Source organism: Arthrobacter halodurans (assembly GCF_041877255.1).
GTDB lineage: Bacteria > Actinomycetota > Actinomycetes > Actinomycetales > Micrococcaceae > Arthrobacter_N > Arthrobacter_N halodurans.
On record NZ_JBHDLJ010000013.1, the window covers coordinates 37387 to 59677 of the forward strand.

Here is a 22291-nt window from a genome sequence, read left to right on the forward strand (position 1 = left end):
CGAGGGGTCCGCGGCGAAGATCTCCCGGCCGGCCCGGCGGGCGAAATCGACGTACCCGAAGACCGCCTAGGAGAGCTCCTCGAGGGGCGCTCCGGGGACCTCCCTGAGGACCGTCTCGAAGCGCTTCCCGGTGCTGTCGAACGGGGTGTGCTCCAGAACCCTTCCGGCGCCCGAGACCGGCACCCCGGCGACGACCGTGAACCGGTACTCGTGGGTCATCGGCAGGAACGGCTGCAGGACCAGGGTCGCTCCCCGTCCCTCGAGCCGGACGAGCTCCCAGCCGGCGTCCTCGTCGTCGGGGGCGAAGCCCCGGTGCGGGTGGTGGGTCCCGGTAAGGACCAGCGACTTGGAGCGGGCGCCCTTCACGAAGAAGCGCGTGTGCCCGGCGTCGGCCAGCCGGCGCGCGGCCTCCTTGAGGGACAGCGACCCGTCGTCCGGATCCATGCCGCAGACCAGGTGCTCGCGGCCGGCGTGGGCGAGGAACCCGGGGTTCTCCCAGTAGGGGAAGACGTCCTGGCGGGCCGCGGCCGTCCCGGCGAGCGTCTCGGGGCCCGGACCCCACTGGTGGACCGGCAACGGGTGCCGCATGCCGCCCGCCAGGGCCGTCAGAACGGCCTCTGGGGCGCTGTGGCCGCTTCGGGGCACCGGGAGGGGGTCGTGGGTGTGCGAGGTCCAGGAAACGGCGCTGAGGGCCTCAGGGAAGGCCTCCAAGGCCGCTGCGAGCCGGAACCGGGTCTCCCAGGCGCGCTCGTAGTCGGATCCGGGCACTGTCGGCCCCAGGAGCGGGCGTGCGCAACCGTGTTCGGCCAGGCGCGCGAGCAGGGCCTCGGCGCGCGGCCGGTGGCGGGGCGGGACGGCGTCCATCCCCGGGATCGGGGGCGTCCCAAGAGCGGATGACGACGGAGCGGGGCGGGGAGTGTGTGGATGCATGTCCCTGAGGAGGACCGGACGTCGGTTCCGTCGCACCGGCACCTCCGAGGCTGTGCGTTGTGCAAATGCATATCTGATGCGTGGGCCGGCCGGCCGCACTCACTGGAGGTAACCGAACCACCAGGAGGCCACCATGCCCAGCATCACGACCGACAAGAACAACGTCCCCCACTCCGCGGAGAACGGGCAGTTCACCGCCCAGGTCCTCGCCACGCCCACCGCGGGCCTGCCCGCCCCGGCCGGCGCCGACTGGATGGCCGAAGGATCCGGCGACGGGGACACCCCCGCGCACCTGGCCGTGCGCGTCCTGGACACCGAGCGCACCGAGGAGGACCGCTTCGAGGCCCTGCGCGGGCTCCTGAAGGCCACCGGCGAGCTCGGCCAGTGGAACCAGGACAACGGCGACGAGGGCGGGCCCGACGAGGAGGCCGTCGCCGACGCGATCGCCAACGACCCGGAGAAGCTCACCGCGGCACTGGACGCCGCCACCGAGCACCTGGAGAAGAACCGGGACAACGACCTCGCCGAGGCCGCGGGCAGTGTCGCCGAGGAGGTCATCTTCGCCCCCCACGGCGGAGTCGACTGCACGTTTCGGCAGGATCCTGCCGGTTCCGGCTGTGCCGTGGGGGCCGGCGGCTATGCTTCGCCCATGACCGCCTACGCCGATCCGCGCTCCCACGCGCTGGAGGCCTCCATCGCCGCCCTGGACCCGAAGCTGTTCACCCGCTGGCCCGGAGGGTGGCGGGGCAACGTCGAGCTGGCACTGCTGGACGCGGTGTTCTCCATCCGGGCCACCCACCGGGCGAAGACCCCCGGCAAGGGCGTCGCAGGGAGGGTCCTGGAGTACCGGGCTTGGCGTGGGGGAGTGGCGGATGATCTGGGGTTCCTGGCCGGGCTCGACGAGGACACCGTGAAGGGTTTCATGGGCCAGACCGTGACCAGCGGCCGGACCAAAGCCTCCGCCGCCATCGAGGCCGCCGGCCGGTTCCACGCCGCGGGCCTGGGCACGACCAAGACCCTGGACCCTTCCGACCGGGACCACCTGCGCCACTACACCGACGTCCATGGCCTGGGCTGGGTGACCCGCGACTATTTCGGCATGAACCTGGGCCATCCCGGATCCAAAGTCGACGTCCACATCCTCGCGTTCGCCCGTGAGGCGACCGGCACGGACCGGCTCGACCCGGAGGACGTGCGGGCCATGCTCCGCGAGGTCCACGCCGCGCGCCCGGACCTGGGAGCCACCGAGACGCACATGGACCACGCGATCTGGCTTTCGCGCCACCCCGAGCTGTAGCCGGTCCCGCCCCACCCGTGTCCCGCAACGACCATTGCGAGGAGCACGGACATGGCACGACACGAAGCCGGAAGCAAGAACCCCGACGGCACCCCGGCGGGAGGACCGTTCGCGCCCCTGCCCGAGCAGGCGTTCAAGCCGCTCGAGGCCGGACACGAGCTCATGTCCATACACCTGCCCGGCGGGCCCGCGCCGCGGACCTACACGGCCACGGACGACCGGGCCAGCCGCGAAGACGCACAGGGGCGGATCCTGTCCATCGGCCGGCGCGACATCACGCTGACCACCGCAGTGAACGGCCCGCACGGCCCGACCGAGTACGTGGCCAAGCGCCGCGCCGGCGACGACGGCCCCGACCTGGCCCTGGACCAGGCGGACGTGGACGCCCTCTACGAGGACGCGCGCGCCGCCGAGGCCCTGGACGCCTACGGGGCGTTCCTCGAGCCGGAGGACGCCCGGTTCCGGCTCCTGAAGCTGTGGACGAACGCCGGCACCGTCCACCTGGAGATCGCCGAGCGGCGGGACCTGGACGAGGTCATCCAGCGCGTCGCCCTGACCTCCCACGGCCAGTACGGGGACACCGAAACCTGGCACGGGTTCCTTCGCGAGCGCGGCGCCACCGAGAGCGAGCTGCCGCTGGCCGGCGAGGCGCCCTTCCTGGACTAGCCGCGGACCCGCGCGGGGGAGCGGGGGAGTGGCGCCGGGATGATGAGACGCAGCGGTTCCCGTCACTGTCAGGGGTGACTGCAAGACTGACCGTCCCGACCACGAGCAAGGACCCCTGTGAGCACGAAGACCGACCCCGAAGGCACCAAGCACCTGATGTTCGGGTGGTGCACCACCAAGCAGTGCGAGGGCAGCGGCCGCGAGGTTATCTGCCCCGTCGAGCAGCCCCACCTGAAGGTCAAGTGCTCCTGCACCTGCCACCCGCACAACTGGGTCGACGGCGTGCCGGGCCCCGCGGCGGTGTTCGCCCAGAAGCAGCGCAAGGCCCTGGCCGCTGCCTGACCGGCCAGAAGCCCGGCGCGGGCCCGCAGGAGCCCCGTCAGCGGCCGCAAGCCGCCGTGGGGCCACCGGGCCCCTGTGAACGAGAAGAGGACGCCCAGCGAGCCGCTGGGCGTCCTGCTGGCGTTGCGGGAGCGTTAGCCGCCGAGCTTCTCGTCGTCCGTCCCGAACGCGAAAACAGCCTGTGACCAGACCGGACGCTACGGGGCTTGGATGGTATAGGTTTCTGCCATGCCCAAGAAGAGACAGATCGTCGTCGAGTTCGATTCCTCCGTCGTGGACGCCAAGGCGTTCGCCCGGGCCGTGTACGCCATGGCGAAGGCCAGCCCCATGGAGCTGGACGGCATCACGGTCGACGGGTTCTCCATGAACAAAACCGACGGATGGCACGTGGGGGAGTACGACATCACCGTCACCCCGCGCCAGTAGGGAGCCACCGGTCGCCACGGGTCTGGCGCGCCCGTGCCCGGGCGGTCGCTGTGGTGCGCCAGCGACGGAAGTCCCTGTCGCGTTCGACAACGACACGATAGAATGTTGTCAGGAGGTGCTGGCGATGGCTGCGGACGCAACCGCGGGGCCCGTTGAGGAGCTGCTGGACAGGTTGAGGCCCGGGTTCAGCAGCCAGGACCTGGCCCAGGCGATCGAACGCGTGCTTCGCCGCGGCAGCGGCGGCGGATCCGCTGCGCTCACCGAGGCCGACCAGGCGTTCTGGGACAAGCACTCGGGCATGCCTGCGGAGCCCGGACTCGCCGCCCGCGGAAGGCTCTCCGGCCTGGTTGCCTCGGCCCTCCACGAGTCCGAGAGCCTCAGCGCCAACCAGCTCGCACCGCGCCTGGGCCTCAAGCCCGCCACGATCCGCCGCTACGTCATGGACCGCAAGCTGTACTCCTTCAAGGCCAACGGCAGGGTCCTGTTCCCCGCCTGGCAGTTCGACGGCAACCGCGCCGTCCCGCATCTGGCGGAGGTGCTGTCCTCCTTCCCTGCCGGAAGCCACCCGCAGACCGTCCAGGGCTTCTTCCTGACCGCGCAACCCGACCTGCGTCTCGGAGGTCGGGCTGCCACCCCCAAGGAGTGGCTGCTCTCCGGGGGTGATCCGGCAGCGGTCTCGGGGTTGGCGGCGTCCGTCGGCCGCCTGTGAGGGTCCCCGAGCCCAGCGAGCTGCGACGCATCGGTCGGCATGAGCGCGTCCTGGCCGCCGGCACGGTGCTCTGGCGGATCCACGCAACGGCCCCGTCCTATCCGATGCCCTGGAACGGGCTTCGTACCTTCGGGCCGCTCCCGGGCGCGCGCTGGGACCCGCACCCCGAGCCGGCCGGCGACCACTCGCCGCTGGGCGCCGCCTATTTCGGGTTCGACCTGCTCACCTGCATCGCCGAGGTCTACCAGGATTCGCGCTTCATTGACGTCGAGACCGGGTCACCGTATGCCACGGCCGTGGAAACGCCCCGGGACGCGGCCCTGCTGGACCTCACCGACCACTGGTTCCTGCGCGCCGGAGCCAAGGCGGCGCTGGCGGGGACGGAGAGGAAATCCGACACCCGGGCGTGGGCCCGCGCCATCCACGAGGCCTGGCCCGATCTTGACGGGCTGGTGGCCAGGTCCTCGCCGGTCGGCCGCGACGTGGCTGTCTTCTGGACTCCCGGGGCGTTCCCGCCTGTCCCGGCCTTCTCCGTGCCGCTGAGCCATCCGGCGATCTCCGGCGCCGTCGCCGCTGCGGCCGAGCTTCTGGACTTCAACTCCAACGCCTCCTGACCCGCCGGCGTGCCAACCCGTCACCGCCGGAGGCTAGCCTGCTCGATAAGACGCATCGCCCAGCCCACAATGCCAGGAGACCCGTGAAGTCCACCAAGCACGCCGGCTACACCGACCCGCATGACCTCCCGACCCTAGCGATCAGCGTCCAGCCCAGGCTCGTCATCGACGGGAAGACCGTGGACCACCCGGTCACCGCGACCATCGAGCACGCCGAGATCCTGCTCGCCCGCCTGGACGGACCCGCACTGGCCGCCGTCATGGAGGGCGGCTACGACACGCACGACCTATTCGACGACGCCGTCCGCGCAGGCCTCATCTTCGACAACATCGAGACCGCCAGCGACGCTGACCCCGAGACGGTCTTCGAGGCACGGCCGGAGAGCGGGTGGGACGGGCCGCTGCGCTGCGACGTCGTGGACGTCCTGGGGAAGGCCACCCAGGGGGACGGGTCCGCCCTGGCCAGGCTCGCCGAAGCCGAACTGGACCCGTGCGCGCAGTACACGGTCCACGAGGGCGAACTCGTCGACGCCAACCAACTCGTCCTCGACGGCCTGTTGGACGCGGACGGCACCTCCTGGCTGCGCCTCGCGGACATCGAGCTCGACGACGACGACGTGGAACCCGACGAGGAGGACCGGGACGCCGTCCTGGCCACGTTCCTCGGCCACTTCGTCAAGGTCTTCCCCGAACCCGGAGCCGACGGGACCCACGCGTTCCGGATCATCGAGAAGGAGGACGGGCTCTACGCGGCCGAGGCCGGCAGCTACCCGAGGGCGTTCGACGCGAAGGCCGCCGCCAAGGGACTCGTCCTGGTCATCCACCAGGCGGGGACCAACCCGCCGCTGGGCGGGGCGACCGTCCGGGGAATCGGGACCATCGAGCACATGGAGACGATCGCGCCGGGCATCGACGCCATGCACCTGGAGGGCGGGGGCACGGCCCTGAAGCTGGCGGCCGGGGCTTCGACGATGACGCCGTTCGCCGCCGCCAACCCCGGGGGCTGGTACTTCGGGGAGAACAAGGCCGAAGTGGCCCGCCACTTCCTGTCCCGGCCCGACGCCGCCACCGGACTGTGGGGGCAGCTCGAGCCGTACGCGGCCGGTCCCGCGTAGCCACGGCCGGACGGCATCCGCCGTGTAGCATCCTGTCGGGGCGTGGCGGGTGCCGCGCCCGCCACGAACGACACGGGGGAACCATGGATCAAGCCAACGCGCCCGCGCGCGCCGAAACACCACAGCCGACCGAGACGGAAAACGGGTCGAAGGGCAACGGCCTCGCCTGGGGGCTGGGCGTCAGCGGCGTCGTCCTGGCGATCGCCGGCATCGCCGTCGGCAGCACCGAGGTCGGCTACTGCGGCACGCCGTTCGCCCCGGACGACGGCATCGCTCAGCTGCGGGACACCCTGGTGGGACTCTCCGGCAATGCAGCAGCCTGCCCGGGGGAGCTGGCCGGTCCCACGATGATGGCGTGGGCGCTGACCCTGCTCGGCGTCGCGCTGTTCGTCGCGGGGCTGATCGTGGGCAACGTGCCCCGCCGGGCCCCGGTCGTCGTCCAGGCGGCTCCCGCCGCGCGCACCGCGGCCGACCGGCTCGACGATCTGGACCGGCTCCAGGCCGCCGGCGCCGTCACCGAAGCCGAGTACGCGTCCAAGCGCGCAGACATCCTCCGCGATCTCTAGGGCGCCCACCGCCCGCCGCAAGACACGGAACAGCCCGGGACGACGAGGTCCCGGGCTGTTCCGTGTGGCGGTCAGGGCTGGTTGTACCTGGCGGTGAACTCCGCCAGGACGGCGTTGTGGGCCTTGGCGCGGGCGGCCTCGCGCGCGGCTTCGAGCAGGTCCTGCTCGAAGTAGATGACGTTCTCCTCCATGGAGTCCTTGTAGGCCCTGTCGTAAGCGGCCTTATAGCCCGACGCCTTGGCCTTCGCGAGCTCGCGTGCGTAGGTCGTCTTGTAGACCGAGTCGTAGGTCGCCTTGTAGGCCTTGGCCTGGGCCGCGCGGAGCGAGGCCTCGTAGGCCTTGTTCCCGCCCAGGATCAGGGTCCACCGGATGCTGGTGTCGTAGGCCTTCTTGTACGCGCGGTGGTAGGCGGCCGTCTTCGCTGCGCGGGTGCCCCGGGTCGCGTCGTACGCCTTCTTGCCGGCCTTGTACCCGGCGCTCTTCGCGCTCGCTTTCGTCTTGGCGCTGGCCTTGAGCGCCTTCACGGCAGCGGCTTCGGCCTTCTTCGCCGCGAGGCGCGCGGAGGTCGACTCGTACGCCTTGGCGTGGGCGGCCCAGGCGGCCTTCTTCGCGGCGGCGCCGGCCAGGGACTTCGCCTTGGTAACGGCGTTCTTGGCGATCGTCGCCGCGGCGGCGTCCGCCTTCTTCTTCGCGTACGGTGCGGCCGCCTTGGCTGCCGCGGCCTTCGCGGCACCTGCCACGGAGGCCGGGGTGATCTTCGCTGCGGCCGCATTGCCGGCATCGACGGCGGCGAAGTGGACTCCCATGACACTGTCCAGACCGTGCTCCGGGTTGGTCACCGGCTGGCCGTTGCGGCCCCACCCGTCGACGCCGGTGTAGAACGAGTAGGACCTGCCAGCGCCGAGCTCGATGTGCATGACCTGGGGGATGAACCGGTACCCGTTGTGGTCCATGCCACAGAAGGACGTGTTGTCGTCCGTGTAGTGGATGCGCATGGTGCCGTCGGCGCAGATGCTGTACAGCGTTCCGTGGCCGCCACCGCGCTCGGCGAGGGGGACCTCGGGGTAGGGGTGGGAGGCGGCGTTGGCCGGGACGGCGCCGCCCACGGCGGCTCCGGCGAGGAGGGCCGCACCGGCGGCCACGGCCGCTAAGCGGCCCTTCAGGTTTGTCATGGACGAGATCATAGCGAAAGACTTTCTGACTAGGCGTGATGACGGCAAGACGCGTGTCCGCCACACCTTGAGAGGGCGGAGGAACGGCTCTGCTTACCGGCCATTCCTTGACCCGCTTCGACGCCGCCCGCGACGCAGGGGAGGAGCCGGATTCATTCATTCGATGAGATTCGCAGAATCGTACTTGAAGTAATCACGGTTATCGGTGCTTTGCGTCAGTGGATTTCAGGCGGGGGAGCCGCCACCGGGACGCACCTGGAACCCAGGACGGGAAATCGGGGCTGTCGTGGTTTCAGGCGTGCGCGAGAGCGTCGTCCATTCGCGCCGGCGGCGGGGCACCGCCTACATGCCGTCGAAGTCCACGTGGGTTTCGTCCTCGTCGAGGTACCGGCAGTTGCACGAGATGTCCCCGGCTCGACGCTGGTGCCGTCGCCGATGACCGTGGTCTTCATGTGCCAGCGGTCGTCCGGATCCTTGAGCCACGACTCGGGCCCCGGCGCCGGCTGCCCCGTACGTTTCGCCATCGTCTTCCTCGACTGCCCTCTCCGGGAAGCCGACTGGGACCGCGACTGCAGTGCGCTGGCCGCTGAGCTGGACCTTGCCCTCGGTCAATGTCGAATATTGGGTCGGCCAACGGCTCCAATGTCGAACATTGGACATGGCGACGACTAGCTGTTGGCGGCTCCCGCGCATCTGGATGGTGAACTCGACAGTCTTGCCCGCATGCCGGTCCCGTCGCCCCACTGCATGGCGACCTCGCCGGTGTCCGTGTAGTACCAGGTGTCGGGGGAGACCTGCGCGGCGAACGCCCCGGTGTAGCTGTAGACCTTCCACCGCGCGATGGTATGCATCTCCGGCGAGGGTTCGTAGGGCTCGGAGTCGAGCGGGGCCCAGTTCGACCAGTCCATGGGCAGGCATCAGGGATCGGCGTCGGCGAGTCCGAGGTGACCCTGACGACGTAGATGGACGTGGTGCCGGAGTAGGTGGGGACGACCTCCACCGTTGCCCCGGCGCTGGCCGTGAACACGGCCCCGTTCGCCGAGTCCGAGGCAGCGGGCGCGGCGGCGGGGAGCTCGAGCGGCGTCGTAACGGACTCGGTGGCGTAGAAGACGCGGTCGGTCGCGAAGGTGCTGAACACGACGAAGGGCTCACCAGACGGAACCGCATCCACGGATGGTCCGGCGGCCGGGTCGTAGGCGCGGCCAAGGCGTGGACCTCCACGTCGTCCAGGGTGCTCCCGCCGAGCCACTCGCTCGACCGCGCGGGGTCGAAGGTGCCGTGCCTGGCCTGCGAGACCCGCTGGGCGGTGGCGGCCGCATGGGCGTCCTGCACGGCGGACTTGTCTTGGTGTGCAGGGCCTTCGGGTCCTCGGCAGAGCGCGGGGCGGGCATGCCGCTGCGGCCGGTGAACAGCTCGTGCATCGGGACGGACATCAGGAAAGATACGGGTGGAAGCTCCAGGAATGGAAAAGCGGTCACCGCTGCGAGGACGGCACAGCTGGCCGGCTCACCGGCGCCCGCTGGCGGACCGTCACGCTCACCGGCGGCACGCGCTGGACGAACGTGCCCCGCGCCCCGTCGACCGAGGAGCACACGAAGCCGTTCTCCGCCAGGAACGCCCCCGCGGCCAGGCCGGCCGTGCAGTGCAGGACGCCGGCGCCGTTGCGCACGGCCAGACGCAGCCCCAGGCGCACCAGAGCGCGCTCCGTGTCCTGCCGGCGGGGGCCGGGCATGACGGCGACCCGGACCAGGCGGAGCCTCCTGCCCCTGCGGGTGAACGCCGCCAGGCCAACGACCCGGTGGTCCACCGTGGCCAGGAAGATCGTGGAGTCGCCGAAAGTGGTCCCGGCCAAGGGTTCGCCGATGATCGTCAGGACGCTGGAGACGGACCGGTCGATGAGCCGAACCGCCGGCACGTCGGCGAGCGTCATGTTCCGGATGCGGCCCCGGTCGTGGCTGGGATCGGCGTCGGGACGGTGGGGTTCCATGGACTGGTCCATGCGCGCTTGCCGGTGCCGGCGGTGGCGCTCGGGAAACGGGTGGTTTCCACTGGCGGCAGAGAGGGCTGGTTTCCCGACATCCGCCCGGACGCCACGCAGGCGCCCGCCACGCGCGGGATGGCCCGAAATGTCTTGGTGACCTGCTATTTTTCGGTGAGACGGGACACATCCCGCACACTCTCGTTGGGTACAGTCCCATCACTCGGAAGGCACTTCATGAACGTCTCCACCCTCGGCCGCAAGACTGCGGCCCTCCTCGCCGGGGCGTCCATCGCCCTCGGCATCGGCCTGGCCGGCGCACCCGCCCACGCGGCGGCTCCCGTCCCGCCGTCGCCGGTCGTCCTGAACGTCGACCCGCTGTTCCTGCCCGAGGACATCGCCAAGTACACACCGGGCGACCCGGCCGAGTACGCCGTCCACGGGGTCCACGGCATGTGGTTCTCGCTGTGCGAGGACCAGACGATCCGGACGACCGATTCCCGGAGCGGCGCGACGTCCTGCGGGTCCGACGAGATCGACCCGGGCACCAAGAAGCGCACCGGCGTCACCTCGTGGAACAAGAAGACGGGCCCCTACTTCACGATCACCAACGGGAACACGAAGGAGTTCTACACCTTCGCGACCGGCCTGCAGCCGGACACCTCCGCGCTGCGCGCCGCCGACGTGGCAGCCGCCACCATCGCTGCCAAAGGAAGCACCGGGCAGATCGCCGAGGCCGCAGGTGTGAAGGCCCGCACCGCGGCGTTCGCCGCGTTCGAGAAGCGGGACTACTACGCCGAGGCCCGCAAGGCCTCGTACCCCGCAGCGAAGGCCGCCGCCATCGCCGCCGCCAAGAAGGCCGGAGCCGCGGCGAAGGCCAGCAAGACGACGAAGGCCAAGGCTGACGCCGCCGGCAAGAGGGCCTCCACCTCGAAGTACGCCATCGGTGCCGCCAAGTCGAGCGGCTACCGTGCGGGCACCGCCGCGGCCAAGAAGGTCAAGGGCACCGCGGCGAAGAAGGCCGCCTACGCGAAGGCGTACAAGGCCGCGTACGACGCCGTCATCCGCGGGATTTACCGCGACGCCTACAACGACGTCGCGGACCACGCATACGGCGTGGCCTACAGCCACACCCACCGCGTGACCTACTACCGCGAGATTGCTGCCCGCACGTCGAAGCTGTACAAGGCCACGTACGCCGCCGCGCAGCAGAAGGCCGAAGCCGCCCATGGGATCGCCTACAAGGCGGCCTACGCGAAGGCCTACCCGGTCGAGTACGCCAAGCACCTCGCCGCGCTGACCAATGTCACCGACGCGAAGCTGGCCGCCTGGCCCAAGCCGTAGCCGTCTGGCCCACAGCCGACCGAAGCCCCCGGAACCGCCTGGTCCCGGGGGCTTCTGCTTGTCCCCGCACCCGTCAGGGGTGACACCCGCCCGCATCACAGGAGGACCCCATGTCCCACGACCAGCCCCGCGAGACCGGAACCGGCACCAACCCGAACGGCAAGCCAGTCAACAAGGGCAACTTCGCCGTCTTCAAGAACGACGAGCCCGCGCCGGTGGTGGAGGGCCGGGCCGAGAAGGTGGGGCGGATGCTCCAGTTCAACGCCGGCGTCACCAGTGAGGCCTTCAACGCCGCGCAGGAGGAGTACCGCCGGGTGACCCGGTCCCTGGTCCGGCTGCAGCTGGCAGAGGAGACCACCAGGATCATGGCCGCCCACCCCGGGGCCACGGCGGTCGACTTCGCGTACGACGAGGAGAACGCCCGCCTGCTCGAGGCAATGTGCGCCGTGGACGCCGACGGAGAGGTCATCGACATCGGTGCCGACATCGAGCCCATCGCCGTGGACGCCGACATGCTCTCCCCGTGGCAGGAGGACCCGTTCAACGACACGGAGGGCTTCGATCACTCCTGGATCCAGCCGATCGGCGAGGTGGTCGGCGGCACGCACGGCGACGCGCTCGTCTACCGGGTCTCCCTGGACAAGGTCGAAGCCCACTACATCGGCTAAGACACCAGAGGCCCGCCCCGGCAGCTTCGGGGCGGGCCTTTTCGTGTCCCAGAGAGCCTGGGGGAGCGTCTACTCGGGGAGGCCGTATCCGCCCTCGCAGAGCGCCGCCTCCGGACAGCCCTGCCACGTCTTGGAGAAGTGCCCGACGATGTCCACCGCGTCGTCCCGGCGGTAGCGCTCGGCGACGGCGCCGACCACGGTACGGGCCGAATCGGCCAGCTTGTCTGTGAAAAACAGACACACTTCGTCGAACTCCCACAGCTCCATGGATGCCAGCAGGAGCTGGCGGTGGGTGACCCACCCGTCCTCGACGTCGAGCTCGGCCAGTTCGTCGACGTCGTCCCGGCACCGTGAGTGCTCGGCGTCCCCGCGCTCGCATCGACGTTCACCGATCCCTGGCATGGACCACACGCCCGGACGCACATGCTCGGGCGCCGGCGGGCGCAGTAGGACCCAAGCGCGCAGGAGCCTCTCTAACGCGTTTGTTTGCGGTGGAGGGGCTCCTCGGTGTTTTCGCGGTGCTGTAGCGGCACCGCGGCTTCTGTGGCTGCTGGGGCGGGTGCTTCGCCCTAGCGGACGCGGGCGGTGTAGCTCGAATATTTCGTGACGCTCGCGTAGCCGGTCTTGGAGCCCACGACACGGACCTTGATGGTGCCGGAGCGGTCCGATGTCGTCAGCCGGTACGAGTAGCCGGTGGCCCGGGGGATCGCCTTGCCCGAGCGGTACCACTGGTAGGCCCGCTTGGTCCCCGTCGTCCACGTGCCCACACTGGCCTTCAGGGTGTAACCGACCTTCAGGGTGCCCACGATCTTCGGGGTGCTGGCGCTCAGGACCAAGTATGGGACCTTGGCGGTCTTCGCGGAGGTCATCGAGCGGGTGGCGTAGCCGGCCTTGGTCCCGGTGACCTTGACGGTCAGCGTGTGGCCGGCGTCCAGGGTGGTGACCCGGTAGCTGTAGCCGGTGGCCTTGAAGACGGCCTTGCCCGAGCGGTACCACTGGTACGTCCGCTTCGTCCCGGTCGTCCACGTGCCGACGCTGGCCTTGACCGTGTTCCCGACCTTCAGCGTGCCGGTGACCTTCGGGGCCGTGGCGCGCAGGGGCAGCCCGGGGACCGCGGCCGTCCTCATCGACATGAACGTCCGGTCCTGGTAGCCGGCCTTGGAGCCCCGGACCCGGACGGACAGCCCGTGGCCGGCGTCGGCGGTGGCCACCTTGTAGGTGGACCCGGTGGCCTTGTAGATGGCCCTGCCGGAGCGGTACCACTGGTAGCTCTTGCGCACGTCGGAGGTCCAGGCGGACGCCGTCAGCGTGCCGCCGATCTTCACGGTCCCGCTGATGCGCGGGGTCGTGGAGGGCAGGGTCGCGTTGCCGGTCGTCCCGGCCATGGGCGTATCCCGGACGACGGTCGTGTACCCGGCCTTGGTGCCGGTGACCCGAACCCAGATGAAGCCGCCGACATCGGACGCCTTCACCCTGTAGGTGGACGCGGTCGCCCCGCTGATCGGCGCCGTGCCGCGGTACCACTGGTAGGTGAGCTTGGTGCCGGCCGTCCACGGGTCGGTGCTGATGGACAGGACGCTGTCGGTGCGGGCGGTGCCGGCGCGCTTCGGGACCGGTGCGGTGAGCGTGCCGACGCCGATGATGCCCGCGGCCGTCATGAAATCCAGCGGCCGGTAGCCGGTGGCGGTGCCGGTGGTCCGGACGGCCACCTCCTTGCCCAGGTCCGCGGCGACCAGCGTGTAGCTGCGCCCGGTGGCCCCGGCGATGGGGGTTCCGGCGCGCATCCACTGGTACGTGTTGGCCGACGCGGCGCTGTCCACCGTTGCGGTGAGCGTGCCGCCGACGGTTCGGACGCCGGCGATGGTGATGGTGGCGTCCTCCATGGTGCCTTCGGTGACGGGGCCGGAGGTGGCGACGTCGTGGACCAGGTCCGTGTAGCCGGGCTTGTGGCCGGTGACCTTAGCGGTGATCCGCTTGCCCAGGTCCTTCACGCCCAGGACGGTCGAGGAGGCGTTGCGGTTCGTGTCCAGGACGCCGTCGGCATACCACTGGTAGAAGACGTCCGTGGCGGCGGGCCAGGACCAGGGCGTCTGGTTGATGGAGAGCGTGGATCCGACGATCGGGTCCCCGACCATGACCGGGGCGTTGGAGGTGAGGGTCCCGGGCTGGACGCGCTCGGTTTCCGGGCTGGTCGCCTGGACGAGCCCGTCGATGTCGTTGGTGGCCCCGGTGACCTGGACGGTCACATGCGTGCCGACGTCGTTGGCGGCCAGCTTGTACGTCTTGGCGGTCGAGAAGCCGATCGGGTGGCCGTCGCGCAGCCACTGGTAGTGCAGTGGTGTCCCCTCGGGCAGCCAGACGCCGGGGTCCGCGGTCAGCGTCTGCCCCACCCTCATGGTCCCGGTGACGCTCGGGACGCCGGCGGTGATGTACACCATCTTGACCGGCTCGGTTTCGGCCGAGGCGACCGACACGGGGGAGTAGCCCTCGCGGCTGCCGGTGACGACGACACTGATCCGCTGGCCGGCCCGCTCGTGATACGGGGTGTAGACGCTGCCGCTGACGCCGGGAATGTCGACGCCGTCGGCCCGCCACTTGTACGTGAACGTGGTGTCCGCCGGGGTCCAGATGCCGGGGTTGGCGGTGAGCTGGGTGCCGCGCGAGGCGACGCCCGTGATGGTGGGGACCCCGGCTGTGACGGGAGGCTTCGGTGCCTCCGGGGGCCGGTTGTCCACGGCCGCGCGCGCGTCGACCAGCCCGGTGCCGCAGCCTTCGGGGCAGGTCCCGGGCAGGGTGCGGGCGGTGGTCTTCAGGCGCTCCTCAACTTCGGCCGGGGTGAGGGTCGGGTGGGAGACCTTCATCAGCGCGGCGACGCCGGCGACGTGCGGGGTCGCCATCGAGGTGCCCTGGTAGGTCGCGTACGCGGGCTCGCCCTGGACGGTGGAGCCGGTGTTCAGGGTCGAGAGGATCCCGTTGCCGCGCGGTGCGGCGCTGTCCCCGCCCGGGGCCGCGACGTCCACAGCGAACCCGTAGTTGGAGTAGGAGGCGCGGCTGCCCTCCTGGCCGGTGGCGGCGACCACGACGGTGTTGTCGCAGTTGGCCGGGTTGTAGAACGCGGTGTCGTCGTTCTCGTTGCCGGCGGCGACCACGACGGTCACCCCGCGGGCGACGGCCCCGTCGATGGCGTTCTGCGAGTAGGCGGAGCACGCCCCGTACCCGCCGAGCGACAGGTTGACGACGGCGGCCGGGGTGGGGTTGGCGGGCACGCCGGCGACCGTGCCGCCGGAGGCCCAGGTGATCGCGTCGGCGATGTCGGAGGTGTACCCGCCGCAGGCGCCGAGCGCGCGGACGTGCTGGATGCGCGCCTCCGGGGCGACGCCGGCGACACCGATCCCGTTACCGGTCACCGCGGCGATGGTCCCGGCGACGTGCGTGCCGTGCCAGGACGAGGTGGACGGGAAGGCATTGGACCCGCACTGCCCGGCGGCGTAGAAGTCGCCCTCGTCGTTCGGGTCCGCGTCGCGGCCGCCGCCGTCGTTGGAGAGCGCGGACGTGGAGATGAAGTCGTAGCCCGGGACCGTGTTCGCGTCCAGGTCCGGGTGGGGCGTCGAGCCGGTGTCCACGACGGCGACCGTCACGCCGGCGCCACGGGCGATGTCCCAGGCCCCGGCGAGCCGCAGCCCGGCGGTCTCCTCGTTGTAGCTCCACTGCCAGTGGTAGAGCTCGTCGTTCGGGGGCTCCGCGGCGATCTGCATGAGGGCGTCCGGCTCGGCGTAGGCGACGTCCGGGTTCGCCTCGAGCGCGGCCACGGCGTCCTTGACCTCACCGGCGTCCAGGGTCTCGCCGGTCGTCACGATGGAGACGCCGTCGGAGGAGCGCACTTCGCGGACCGTCGTGTCCAGCTCCTCGGCGACCTCGACGTACGCTTCCTTGCGCTCCGCGGATGAGTCGGCCCCGTCCTTGAACTCCACAATGAGCCGGTCGGTGGCCGCGCTGGCTTCCCGCTCCGGCTGGTCCGTCTTGGGCACCAGATCGGTGGGCGCTGCTTTGACGGGTGCCTCGATGGGCGCCGGCGATACGGGGGCCTGCCCGGCGTCCGGGGCGGCCGCGGCGGGCCCGGCGAACGCGAGGCTTCCGGCGAGGGCGGCGACGGTGGTGGCGACAACTGCGGAGGCGAAACGGGAGCGCATGGGCTTCCTTCGGGGCGCGGTCACTGGAGAACCAGGGACGGAATCAGGGGTGGGCCTTCGGCGGCCAGTGCCGAGGCCACGTCTCGTGCGGTGCCCCGGTGAGGTGCTGGTTGGGTCGACGTCGATGACAGCTCTGGTGGAACCGGAGTCCACTGCGCACAATAGCAGTCCCAGTAGGGACGTTGCGGCTAGGGCGGTCCCATTTGTGTCATCCAGAGATGCCGGTATCGCTAAGGTGGGCCTCCGCGAGTTCGTCCATGAGACCGGCGGGATGCGGTTCACCGAGCAGTCCAGCGTCGAATACGGCTTCGGGGCCAGCGATAGCCGAACTGCGGGGACTAGTCCCTCCGACCAGCCGCCGGACCGCCAGCTCACCTCGGTCAGAGTTCCCTAGCTGCCGCCCACGGCCACGACCGCCCCCACGGCCACCGCCGCAGGGTTCACGTCGCCCCCTGAGCGCGCGTCCCAGAACGCACGCTCCTTGGCGGTCAGCTCGGTGTCGTTCATACTCACCAAGGTATTGGCTAGGGTTTCGGCTGGAAACGGCCTGGGATCTATCTGGGCCGAGAGGTACTTTCTTTTGGTGTCCTTACGCCGCGAAGCCTCACTCACGGGGGTATGCCCGCCTAAACTAGCCGGAAGCCCGGTCATCCACTGGTTCGCGGCACCGTCAGTCGGAATCGCGAGTCGTCCCCGTGTGAGGCGTGGAGACACTTGACAGACGGATGCGCCAAGGCTCAAGCGCCGTTCGTTGATCGAGGTGCCCCAGGAGGCGAGCAGGTTCGCAGTAGCTGCGACAATGCGGACCCATCCGCCGTCCATCGCCTATGGCGCCATGCCCTAACGCGGAGCACTCTGCCAGTCGTTCCGACCGTGAGCGTCAACTGGCAACATTCTTGGCAACATCATGAGCCAGCCAAGAGCCTCTAGATGTTGGGCGTTTCTTTCTTTTGAATCAAAAGCGTTGACATGTTGACTGGTTTCAACAGGGAGAGAGCTAACGATGTGCCTGCCTTCTAGAGTGACCCCAAGCATCGGAAGTACGCAGAGTCAGGAACCTGTTGGCAACACCAAAAAGGGCGATCTAGGGGCGACATACCGGCCATTTCATGTTGCCACGGGTCTGGCAACAGGCAGGACGGGCCCCGGGGCGACCGCTCGAGGCAGCATCTCCGCGCGGCGCCACTGTCCTCGCCGGTACGCGGGAGGCTGCCAGCTAGGGACCCACCGTGCCGTAATCCGCCGCAACGAAGTTGAGAATGCGTGTTCCTGACTCGCCCCGCAGGTCACCTCGCGGAGATTGGGCCAGCCGCGCCTGTTTCGGCCAAGTGAGGATGACCCTGCCAGACGAAGGCCCCGTACTTGGGCTAATTTTTAGGCCCGCAGCAATCCTGGGATGGAGTGGGTGGACCTCGGCCGTGCGGGGAGCATTCGATGGCGACGGATTACCCTCGAATTCAGTCGTTGCCGGGTCCCGGGATCAGCAGTTCTCTCGGCGGGACGTGTAGAGGAACCGCCCGCGCTTGGCGGGCGGTTCCTCGTCGCCTGCCGGCTAGAACTCGAAGTCGTCCGTGCCGGCATCCGCTGCCGGCACGCGCCGCGAACCAGCGGTCCCGGCTGCTGCTGCCGCGCCGTCTACCTTTCGGGCACACACGGCCGCTTTTGCACGATCGGCGATTTCCCGTGCGGGGTCTGCTGCCCGCTGCTCGGCTTCGAAGGCCACCATGTCGATACCGGTCGCGGCATCCCAGTCGGCGCGCTTGATGAGCCAGCCCTTGGTGACGGAGGCTCCCACGCGGATGCCCTTCCGTGGGTCGGAGATGATCGGTTTGATTTCGGCCTTCAGCGTACGCTCGTCGATCTTCATGCCCATGGACTGGAGCAGGGCGTGCACCGGTCCTGCGAGCAGGACGATGTCGTTCGCTGGACCGACATCGTTCCGGCCGATGATGACAGTACTGGGGGCTCGGTCATAGTCGTTGGACTGCCCGGCCCAGACGGCACGACCGATGGCAAGCGCGTCGATAAGGACACCGACGACCCGGTCCTGGGTCGCATCGGCGTCCTCGCCGAACATCCGACGGTGGCGCTTCCACGCCCCGAAAACGGCGGTGCGGGCGACGGCCATGCCCCCCATCACCATCTCGGCTTCGGCCTTCCTGCCTTGGGCGGTGTACGCCGCGGCCACCATTTCGAGCAAGGCCCGGAACCCGCCGAGGGCGGGCTCCAGGAGCTCGTTGGAGCGGCGCTCGGTTCCCCTGTGCCCGAGCTTGTACTCCGCGACGGGCACGCCGCGGTCGGCCGCGGCGACCTTGCGCAGCTCGATGGCCTCCTGGGCGACGAGGACCTGCTGCTCCCTCGCCAGGGCCCGGCGCGGGACTTCCGCGGCGGCCGCGGAACGCAACCGCTGGACCAGGAAGGCCCCGAAGAGGATGGACATGGCGCCGGTCTCCTCGAGCGCCTCGAGCGCCGGGGCGATCTTTCCCTCGCCGCGGAGCAGCTCGCCGTTGTCGGGGACCTGGAAGGAAAGGAGCCGCTGCGCGGAGGAAACCTGGAGACCGAGTTGCTCGAGGTTCTCGCCCGAGATGATCGTGGTCCGGCAGGCGTTCGGCAGCTTCGGTTTCGGGAACATGGCCCCGTCCTCGCCGCGGATCATCTTTTGGTGCACGTTCTCCGGCTCGTACCCCATGCGCAACAGGCCGTCCACGGTCATGCGGATCTCCTCGATCGCGTTCGCCTTGCCGCTGTCGCGGGCGTCGTCGACGGTGATGACCACGTTGTTCGGCGCCTCGGACGCGTGCCGGATCGACGCCACCGTTCCGGAGAGCTTGATGGCGGGAACCCGCAGCCATCCCGTGCCGTACCAGCCGCCCAGGTGCCGCAGCGCAGCCGTCTTGCCCAGGTTCGGCGGGCAGAAGAGCCCCACGGTGCCCTTCGGCTGGACGCCGACAGCGCAAGAGAAGACCATCCCGGCGGTGACCTCCAGGAGGCCGCTCACCGCGTCGCTGTACAGGCGCCGGGTGCCGTTCCACTGCTCCCATGCGTCGGTGATGCGCTCCGGCTCCTCCGCGGGGTCGACCCACGGGACGTTGATGGGAGAGACGGCCTCGGGCAGCCGGGAGCGGAACTCCGTCTCCAGGCCCGTCGGGGTCAGGAGGCCGTGCTCGGTCAGCCAGCCGAGGACGCCCTCATCGTTCTCCGTCAGGCCCGAGGTAGCGACGCCGTTGATCTCGATGGCGTTCTGCAGCGAGTACGCCCACGCGGCCTTCACCTGGCGGTCCGCGCCGATCTCGACCGCCGCGCCGGCTCCGCCGGCCGGGGCGAGCTTTTCCATGACCTCGCCCACGGTGCCCTGCCCGGAGAGGAGCCGGGCCGTGCCCTGACCGCGGAACGTGGCGGAGCGGACGAAGAAACTGCCGTCCGTACGGTACACCCGCCAGGACGCGGTGCCGGAGATGTGCTTCGTCCGCGGGACTCCGGGGTACGGGGAGGAGACGACGCTGACCTCCTCGATGGCGACCGCGGCTTCGGCGAGGGCCTGGTACTCGTGCGAGCCGTCGGGCAGCTTTGCCCGCCTGTACGTCAGGCCCTGGTCCAGGTCCACGTCCGCGACGCGGATGCGGGCGACGCTGACCCCGGCGGGCGCGGCGGGCATCGCCCCGAGCAGCCCCACGATTCCGGACCAGGAGCCGCCGGCGGAGAGGTAGTCGTCGATCCCGGTCTTGTCGTCCTTGCCCTCGGTGGGCAGGGTCAGGATCCTCACCGCGGCAGCCTTCTTGGGGCCCGAGAGGAAGACGCGGAGCTTCTCCGCCTCGTTCCACACGGCGCGGTTCGTGGAGATGTCCCCGTCGAGGGCGACCCACGCCTCGCGGCCCGCGAGGCGGATCGAGTTCCACTCCGGGTGGGCGTGCCAGGTGCCGCAGCTCACCGAGGAGAGGATGAGCACGCGCTCCTCGGCGGGGATGGCGGCCAGCTCCTCGGCCAGGGCGGCACGGGCCGCGGCCGGGTTGCCGCCGTGCTCGGCAGAGAGCACCTCGACGGTCACGCCCTTAGCGGCAAGGTACGCGGAGAAAGCGGCGTCGGCCTTCAGCATGCCCTCGCACAACATGTACACCGGGGCGGTCACGAACCAGTTGGCCGGGGTCGCCGGGTGCACGCCCAAGACGGTCGGCAGGTCGGCCGGGTTCATGTACTTCTGGGTCTTGCCCTTCGCGTTCACCGGGGCGACCGCGGGGCGCAGCTGGTAAGACTCGGCGACGAGGTCCCCGCCCTCGGCGACGGTGGAGATCGAGTACCAGGGCATCACCATCGCGTCCCCGTCGGTCACCGCGGTCTTCAGCTGGCGGCCGCGCACCGCGTTGAGTTTGGTGCCCAGCGCCTCGGCCTCCGCCTTCAGCGTGGCGGGGGTGGCGGTGCGGTATCCGCGGGCGGCGGCGACGACCGGCGCGACGGCCGAGGCGGCGAGCTTCTTGGCGCCCGAACCGGGGGCGATGTAACCGTACGCGTCTTCGCCCCAGACCGGCGCGGGGACGTCGGCGGCGGCATCGGCCGTTGCTTCGGAGGTGAAGTCGGGGATCGTGAAGCCGGACACGACGGGCGACCCGGATACCGTCGTGAGTGCCACATCGGGATCGGTGTCGGAAAACACCCAGATCTGGGGGGCGCCGAGGTAGACGAGCAGCGCGGCGAGCTCGTCCACCCGTTCGGCGGGCGTCTCCGTGCCGGGGCGGATGACGAGGTGGGTTGTGACTCTGAAGCATCGAGCGATGGCCGCGCTTTCCTCATCGGTCAGTTGTGCGGCGTGGGGAACGAGCGAGAGCCGGTGAGGCAGCATCCCGCCTCCCTCTTCCTTCGTGGCGTCCGCGGTGGCGCGGTCCATGGCGAAGGTCATGATGCGGTGGCCAGAGGCGACGGCCGCGGCTCTCTTGGCCGGCCCGAACGGCAGGAGCACTATGGTGCTGAGGGTGGATGTGGCGGGGTTCATGGGTTCCTTGGTTCGGTTGTTCGAATACGGAGCGATCACCTGGTGGGTGACCTCTATGCTGGCCGTGCACCCTGAGGGCCCGGTTCGCTTCAGCAGGACTTCCCTGCCGTAGTGGAGGCCAGATGGTCGTTCGTCCGGATTCGCATGCGTTTAGCAGGCGAGCGTGGCCGTCCGACTACCGCACGTGGTCCGACGTCTGGACCGCCAACTCGGCGGTTCGTGGGTCCTCTATGCGCCCGGATCGTCGACGGGTGTCACTTCGCGGATTGGACTGCCCCGAAGCCCGTCCAATCGCCGAACTCGTCGTCTACGGTGGCCGCGTATTCGAGACCGGGTTCGTCCTCTGCGGTGGACCGTGCCGGTTCGTGCGAGCCAACGAACGAGCGCGAGGTGGTTGCTTCCATGCTGTTTCCGGCCAGCGCTAATGCGCCAGAAGCGCGCACGGGACCAGTGATCACCGGGTTTTGCACGCATGACTTCCGAGATTCCCAACCCGGCGAGATCGCTGGCGCCGTGCACGGGACGGGGCCCGCGCCTCCTCCAACTTCGTGTGGTCACTCCACAACGTGGAAAAGGGTTCCGTTATGCTTCACGTGGCGGTGCCCAGTCGCTGGCAGAATACTTTGTCCGGCCGGATTTGTTCTTGCTGGATCGTGGCGCCGTCCTGTCCCGCTGGCTGATGCCTCCGGTGAGCGTCTTGTGCAACTCGGATGGTCCGGCGCGGGCCGTGGACCACGACACCCTTCCGCGCAACGGTTCCCCCGTGATCCGTTGTCCCGAAGACCGGGGACTGCCTCGTCCCATCCCTAGGTAAACGTGGGCGCGACATGATCCTCACCTCCACCAGCTGGCCGACGGCGGGGAGTACACGCCCGCGCAGATCGGTGAGTCGCTCGGGGTCACCCGCTCCACCGTTTACCGCTACTTGGAGCGCCGCCGGCCCGCCCCGGTTGCCGGAACCGGCGTACCCGTGGGCCAGGACGCAATGGTGGCCGCCACGTGAGCTCCCAGGACGCAGCCGGCCTGGTGTGCCTGACCGCGGTCGCGTTCCTCTTCTACGCGGTCTGGGCGCCCACGCGCCGGGACCGCGATGCGCGGGACAGGAACCGGCACCGGGGCTAGGACCCACTGTCCGGATTATGGTGTCCACGGGCGATCCACCGCACGAACTCGGGAGTCTCCCGGCCCAACTGATCGTCCAGGATGATCTTCAGACGGGCAGCCGCCTGCTGCACCTGCCACCGCTGGACCTGCCGCGGCGCGGGGCATTCCCGGGGGCCTCCAAGCCCA

At 69.9% G+C, this 22291-nt stretch carries 20 protein-coding genes; 12 read left to right on the top strand and 8 right to left on the bottom strand.

Annotation, left to right across the window (positions count from 1 at the left end):
• Positions 1–66 precede the first annotated feature (66 nt).
• Complete coding sequence (locus tag ACETWP_RS13945; protein ID WP_373972866.1) at positions 67–864, bottom strand: hypothetical protein; 798 nt, start codon at positions 862–864, stop codon at positions 67–69.
• Positions 865–1063: 199 nt separating this feature from the next.
• Here ACETWP_RS13945 and ACETWP_RS13950 point away from each other — a divergent pair, with 199 nt between their 5' ends.
• The 8 genes from ACETWP_RS13950 (at position 1064) to ACETWP_RS13985 (ending at position 6665) form a co-directional block, all read left to right on the top strand.
• Positions 1064–2227 (top strand): DUF8548 family protein, encoded by a 1164-nt coding sequence (locus tag ACETWP_RS13950; RefSeq protein ID WP_373972867.1) that lies wholly within the window; start codon positions 1064–1066, stop codon positions 2225–2227.
• Positions 2228–2278: 51 nt separating this feature from the next.
• Positions 2279–2893, top strand: coding sequence for a hypothetical protein (locus ACETWP_RS13955; protein ID WP_373972868.1), 615 nt, complete (start codon positions 2279–2281; stop codon positions 2891–2893).
• 117 nt (positions 2894–3010) lie between these two features.
• Entirely contained in the window at positions 3011–3235 is a 225-nt protein-coding gene (locus ACETWP_RS13960; protein ID WP_373972869.1) for a hypothetical protein, read from the top strand.
• A 228-nt stretch (positions 3236–3463) separates the two neighbouring features.
• Complete coding sequence (locus ACETWP_RS13965) at positions 3464–3661, top strand: hypothetical protein (RefSeq protein ID WP_373972870.1); 198 nt, start codon at positions 3464–3466, stop codon at positions 3659–3661.
• A gap of 124 nt (positions 3662–3785) precedes the next feature.
• Positions 3786–4370, top strand: a complete 585-nt coding sequence (locus ACETWP_RS13970; protein WP_373972871.1) for a helix-turn-helix domain-containing protein — start codon at positions 3786–3788, stop codon at positions 4368–4370.
• On the top strand, positions 4367–4984 hold the full coding sequence (locus ACETWP_RS13975; protein WP_373972872.1) for an RES family NAD+ phosphorylase: 618 nt from the start codon (positions 4367–4369) through the stop codon (positions 4982–4984). The genes ACETWP_RS13970 and ACETWP_RS13975 overlap by 4 nt, the downstream gene beginning before the upstream one ends.
• Positions 4985–5067: 83 nt before the next feature.
• Entirely contained in the window at positions 5068–6099 is a 1032-nt protein-coding gene (locus tag ACETWP_RS13980) for a hypothetical protein (RefSeq protein ID WP_373972873.1), read from the top strand.
• An 83-nt stretch (positions 6100–6182) separates the two neighbouring features.
• Entirely contained in the window at positions 6183–6665 is a 483-nt protein-coding gene (locus ACETWP_RS13985) for a hypothetical protein (protein ID WP_373972874.1), read from the top strand.
• Between the two features lie 71 nt (positions 6666–6736).
• Here the strand turns inward: ACETWP_RS13985 and ACETWP_RS13990 are convergent, their stop codons facing one another.
• From ACETWP_RS13990 to ACETWP_RS14000, 3 genes are all read right to left on the bottom strand, one after another.
• Positions 6737–7837 (bottom strand): hypothetical protein, encoded by a 1101-nt coding sequence (locus ACETWP_RS13990; protein WP_373972875.1) that lies wholly within the window; start codon positions 7835–7837, stop codon positions 6737–6739.
• Positions 7838–8505: 668 nt separating this feature from the next.
• Positions 8506–8745: a hypothetical protein gene (locus ACETWP_RS13995; RefSeq protein WP_373972876.1), complete on the bottom strand. Its 240-nt coding sequence runs from the start codon at positions 8743–8745 to the stop codon at positions 8506–8508.
• Between the two features lie 566 nt (positions 8746–9311).
• Positions 9312–9824 carry a hypothetical protein gene (locus tag ACETWP_RS14000; RefSeq protein WP_373972877.1) on the bottom strand — a complete coding sequence of 171 codons (513 nt, stop codon included), beginning with the start codon at positions 9822–9824 and terminating at the stop codon, positions 9312–9314.
• A gap of 228 nt (positions 9825–10052) precedes the next feature.
• Here ACETWP_RS14000 and ACETWP_RS14005 point away from each other — a divergent pair, with 228 nt between their 5' ends.
• Both ACETWP_RS14005 and ACETWP_RS14010 read left to right on the top strand, forming a co-directional pair.
• Positions 10053–11159: a hypothetical protein gene (locus ACETWP_RS14005; protein ID WP_373972878.1), complete on the top strand. Its 1107-nt coding sequence runs from the start codon at positions 10053–10055 to the stop codon at positions 11157–11159.
• 110 nt (positions 11160–11269) lie between these two features.
• Entirely contained in the window at positions 11270–11827 is a 558-nt protein-coding gene (locus tag ACETWP_RS14010; protein ID WP_373972879.1) for a hypothetical protein, read from the top strand.
• A gap of 69 nt (positions 11828–11896) precedes the next feature.
• Here ACETWP_RS14010 and ACETWP_RS14015 read toward each other — a convergent pair whose 3' ends face one another.
• The 4 genes from ACETWP_RS14015 to ACETWP_RS14030 form a co-directional block, all read right to left on the bottom strand.
• Positions 11897–12229 (bottom strand): hypothetical protein, encoded by a 333-nt coding sequence (locus tag ACETWP_RS14015; protein WP_373972880.1) that lies wholly within the window; start codon positions 12227–12229, stop codon positions 11897–11899.
• A gap of 167 nt (positions 12230–12396) precedes the next feature.
• Positions 12397–16017 (bottom strand): S8 family serine peptidase, encoded by a 3621-nt coding sequence (locus ACETWP_RS14020; RefSeq protein ID WP_373972881.1) that lies wholly within the window; start codon positions 16015–16017, stop codon positions 12397–12399.
• Between the two features lie 390 nt (positions 16018–16407).
• Positions 16408–16530 carry a hypothetical protein gene (locus ACETWP_RS14025; RefSeq protein ID WP_373972882.1) on the bottom strand — a complete coding sequence of 41 codons (123 nt, stop codon included), beginning with the start codon at positions 16528–16530 and terminating at the stop codon, positions 16408–16410.
• 1039 nt (positions 16531–17569) lie between these two features.
• A complete protein-coding gene (locus tag ACETWP_RS14030) occupies positions 17570–21001 on the bottom strand; it encodes a hypothetical protein (protein ID WP_373972883.1) in 3432 nt (1143 codons plus the stop codon).
• 847 nt (positions 21002–21848) lie between these two features.
• Between ACETWP_RS14030 and ACETWP_RS14035 the strand changes: the two genes are divergently transcribed.
• Together ACETWP_RS14035 and ACETWP_RS14040 are read left to right on the top strand one after the other, a co-directional pair.
• Positions 21849–22004, top strand: coding sequence for a helix-turn-helix domain-containing protein (locus ACETWP_RS14035; RefSeq protein ID WP_373972925.1), 156 nt, complete (start codon positions 21849–21851; stop codon positions 22002–22004).
• Positions 22001–22123, top strand: a complete 123-nt coding sequence (locus tag ACETWP_RS14040) for a hypothetical protein (protein WP_373972884.1) — start codon at positions 22001–22003, stop codon at positions 22121–22123. The genes ACETWP_RS14035 and ACETWP_RS14040 overlap by 4 nt, the downstream gene beginning before the upstream one ends.
• The last annotated feature ends 168 nt before the right edge of the window (positions 22124–22291 follow it).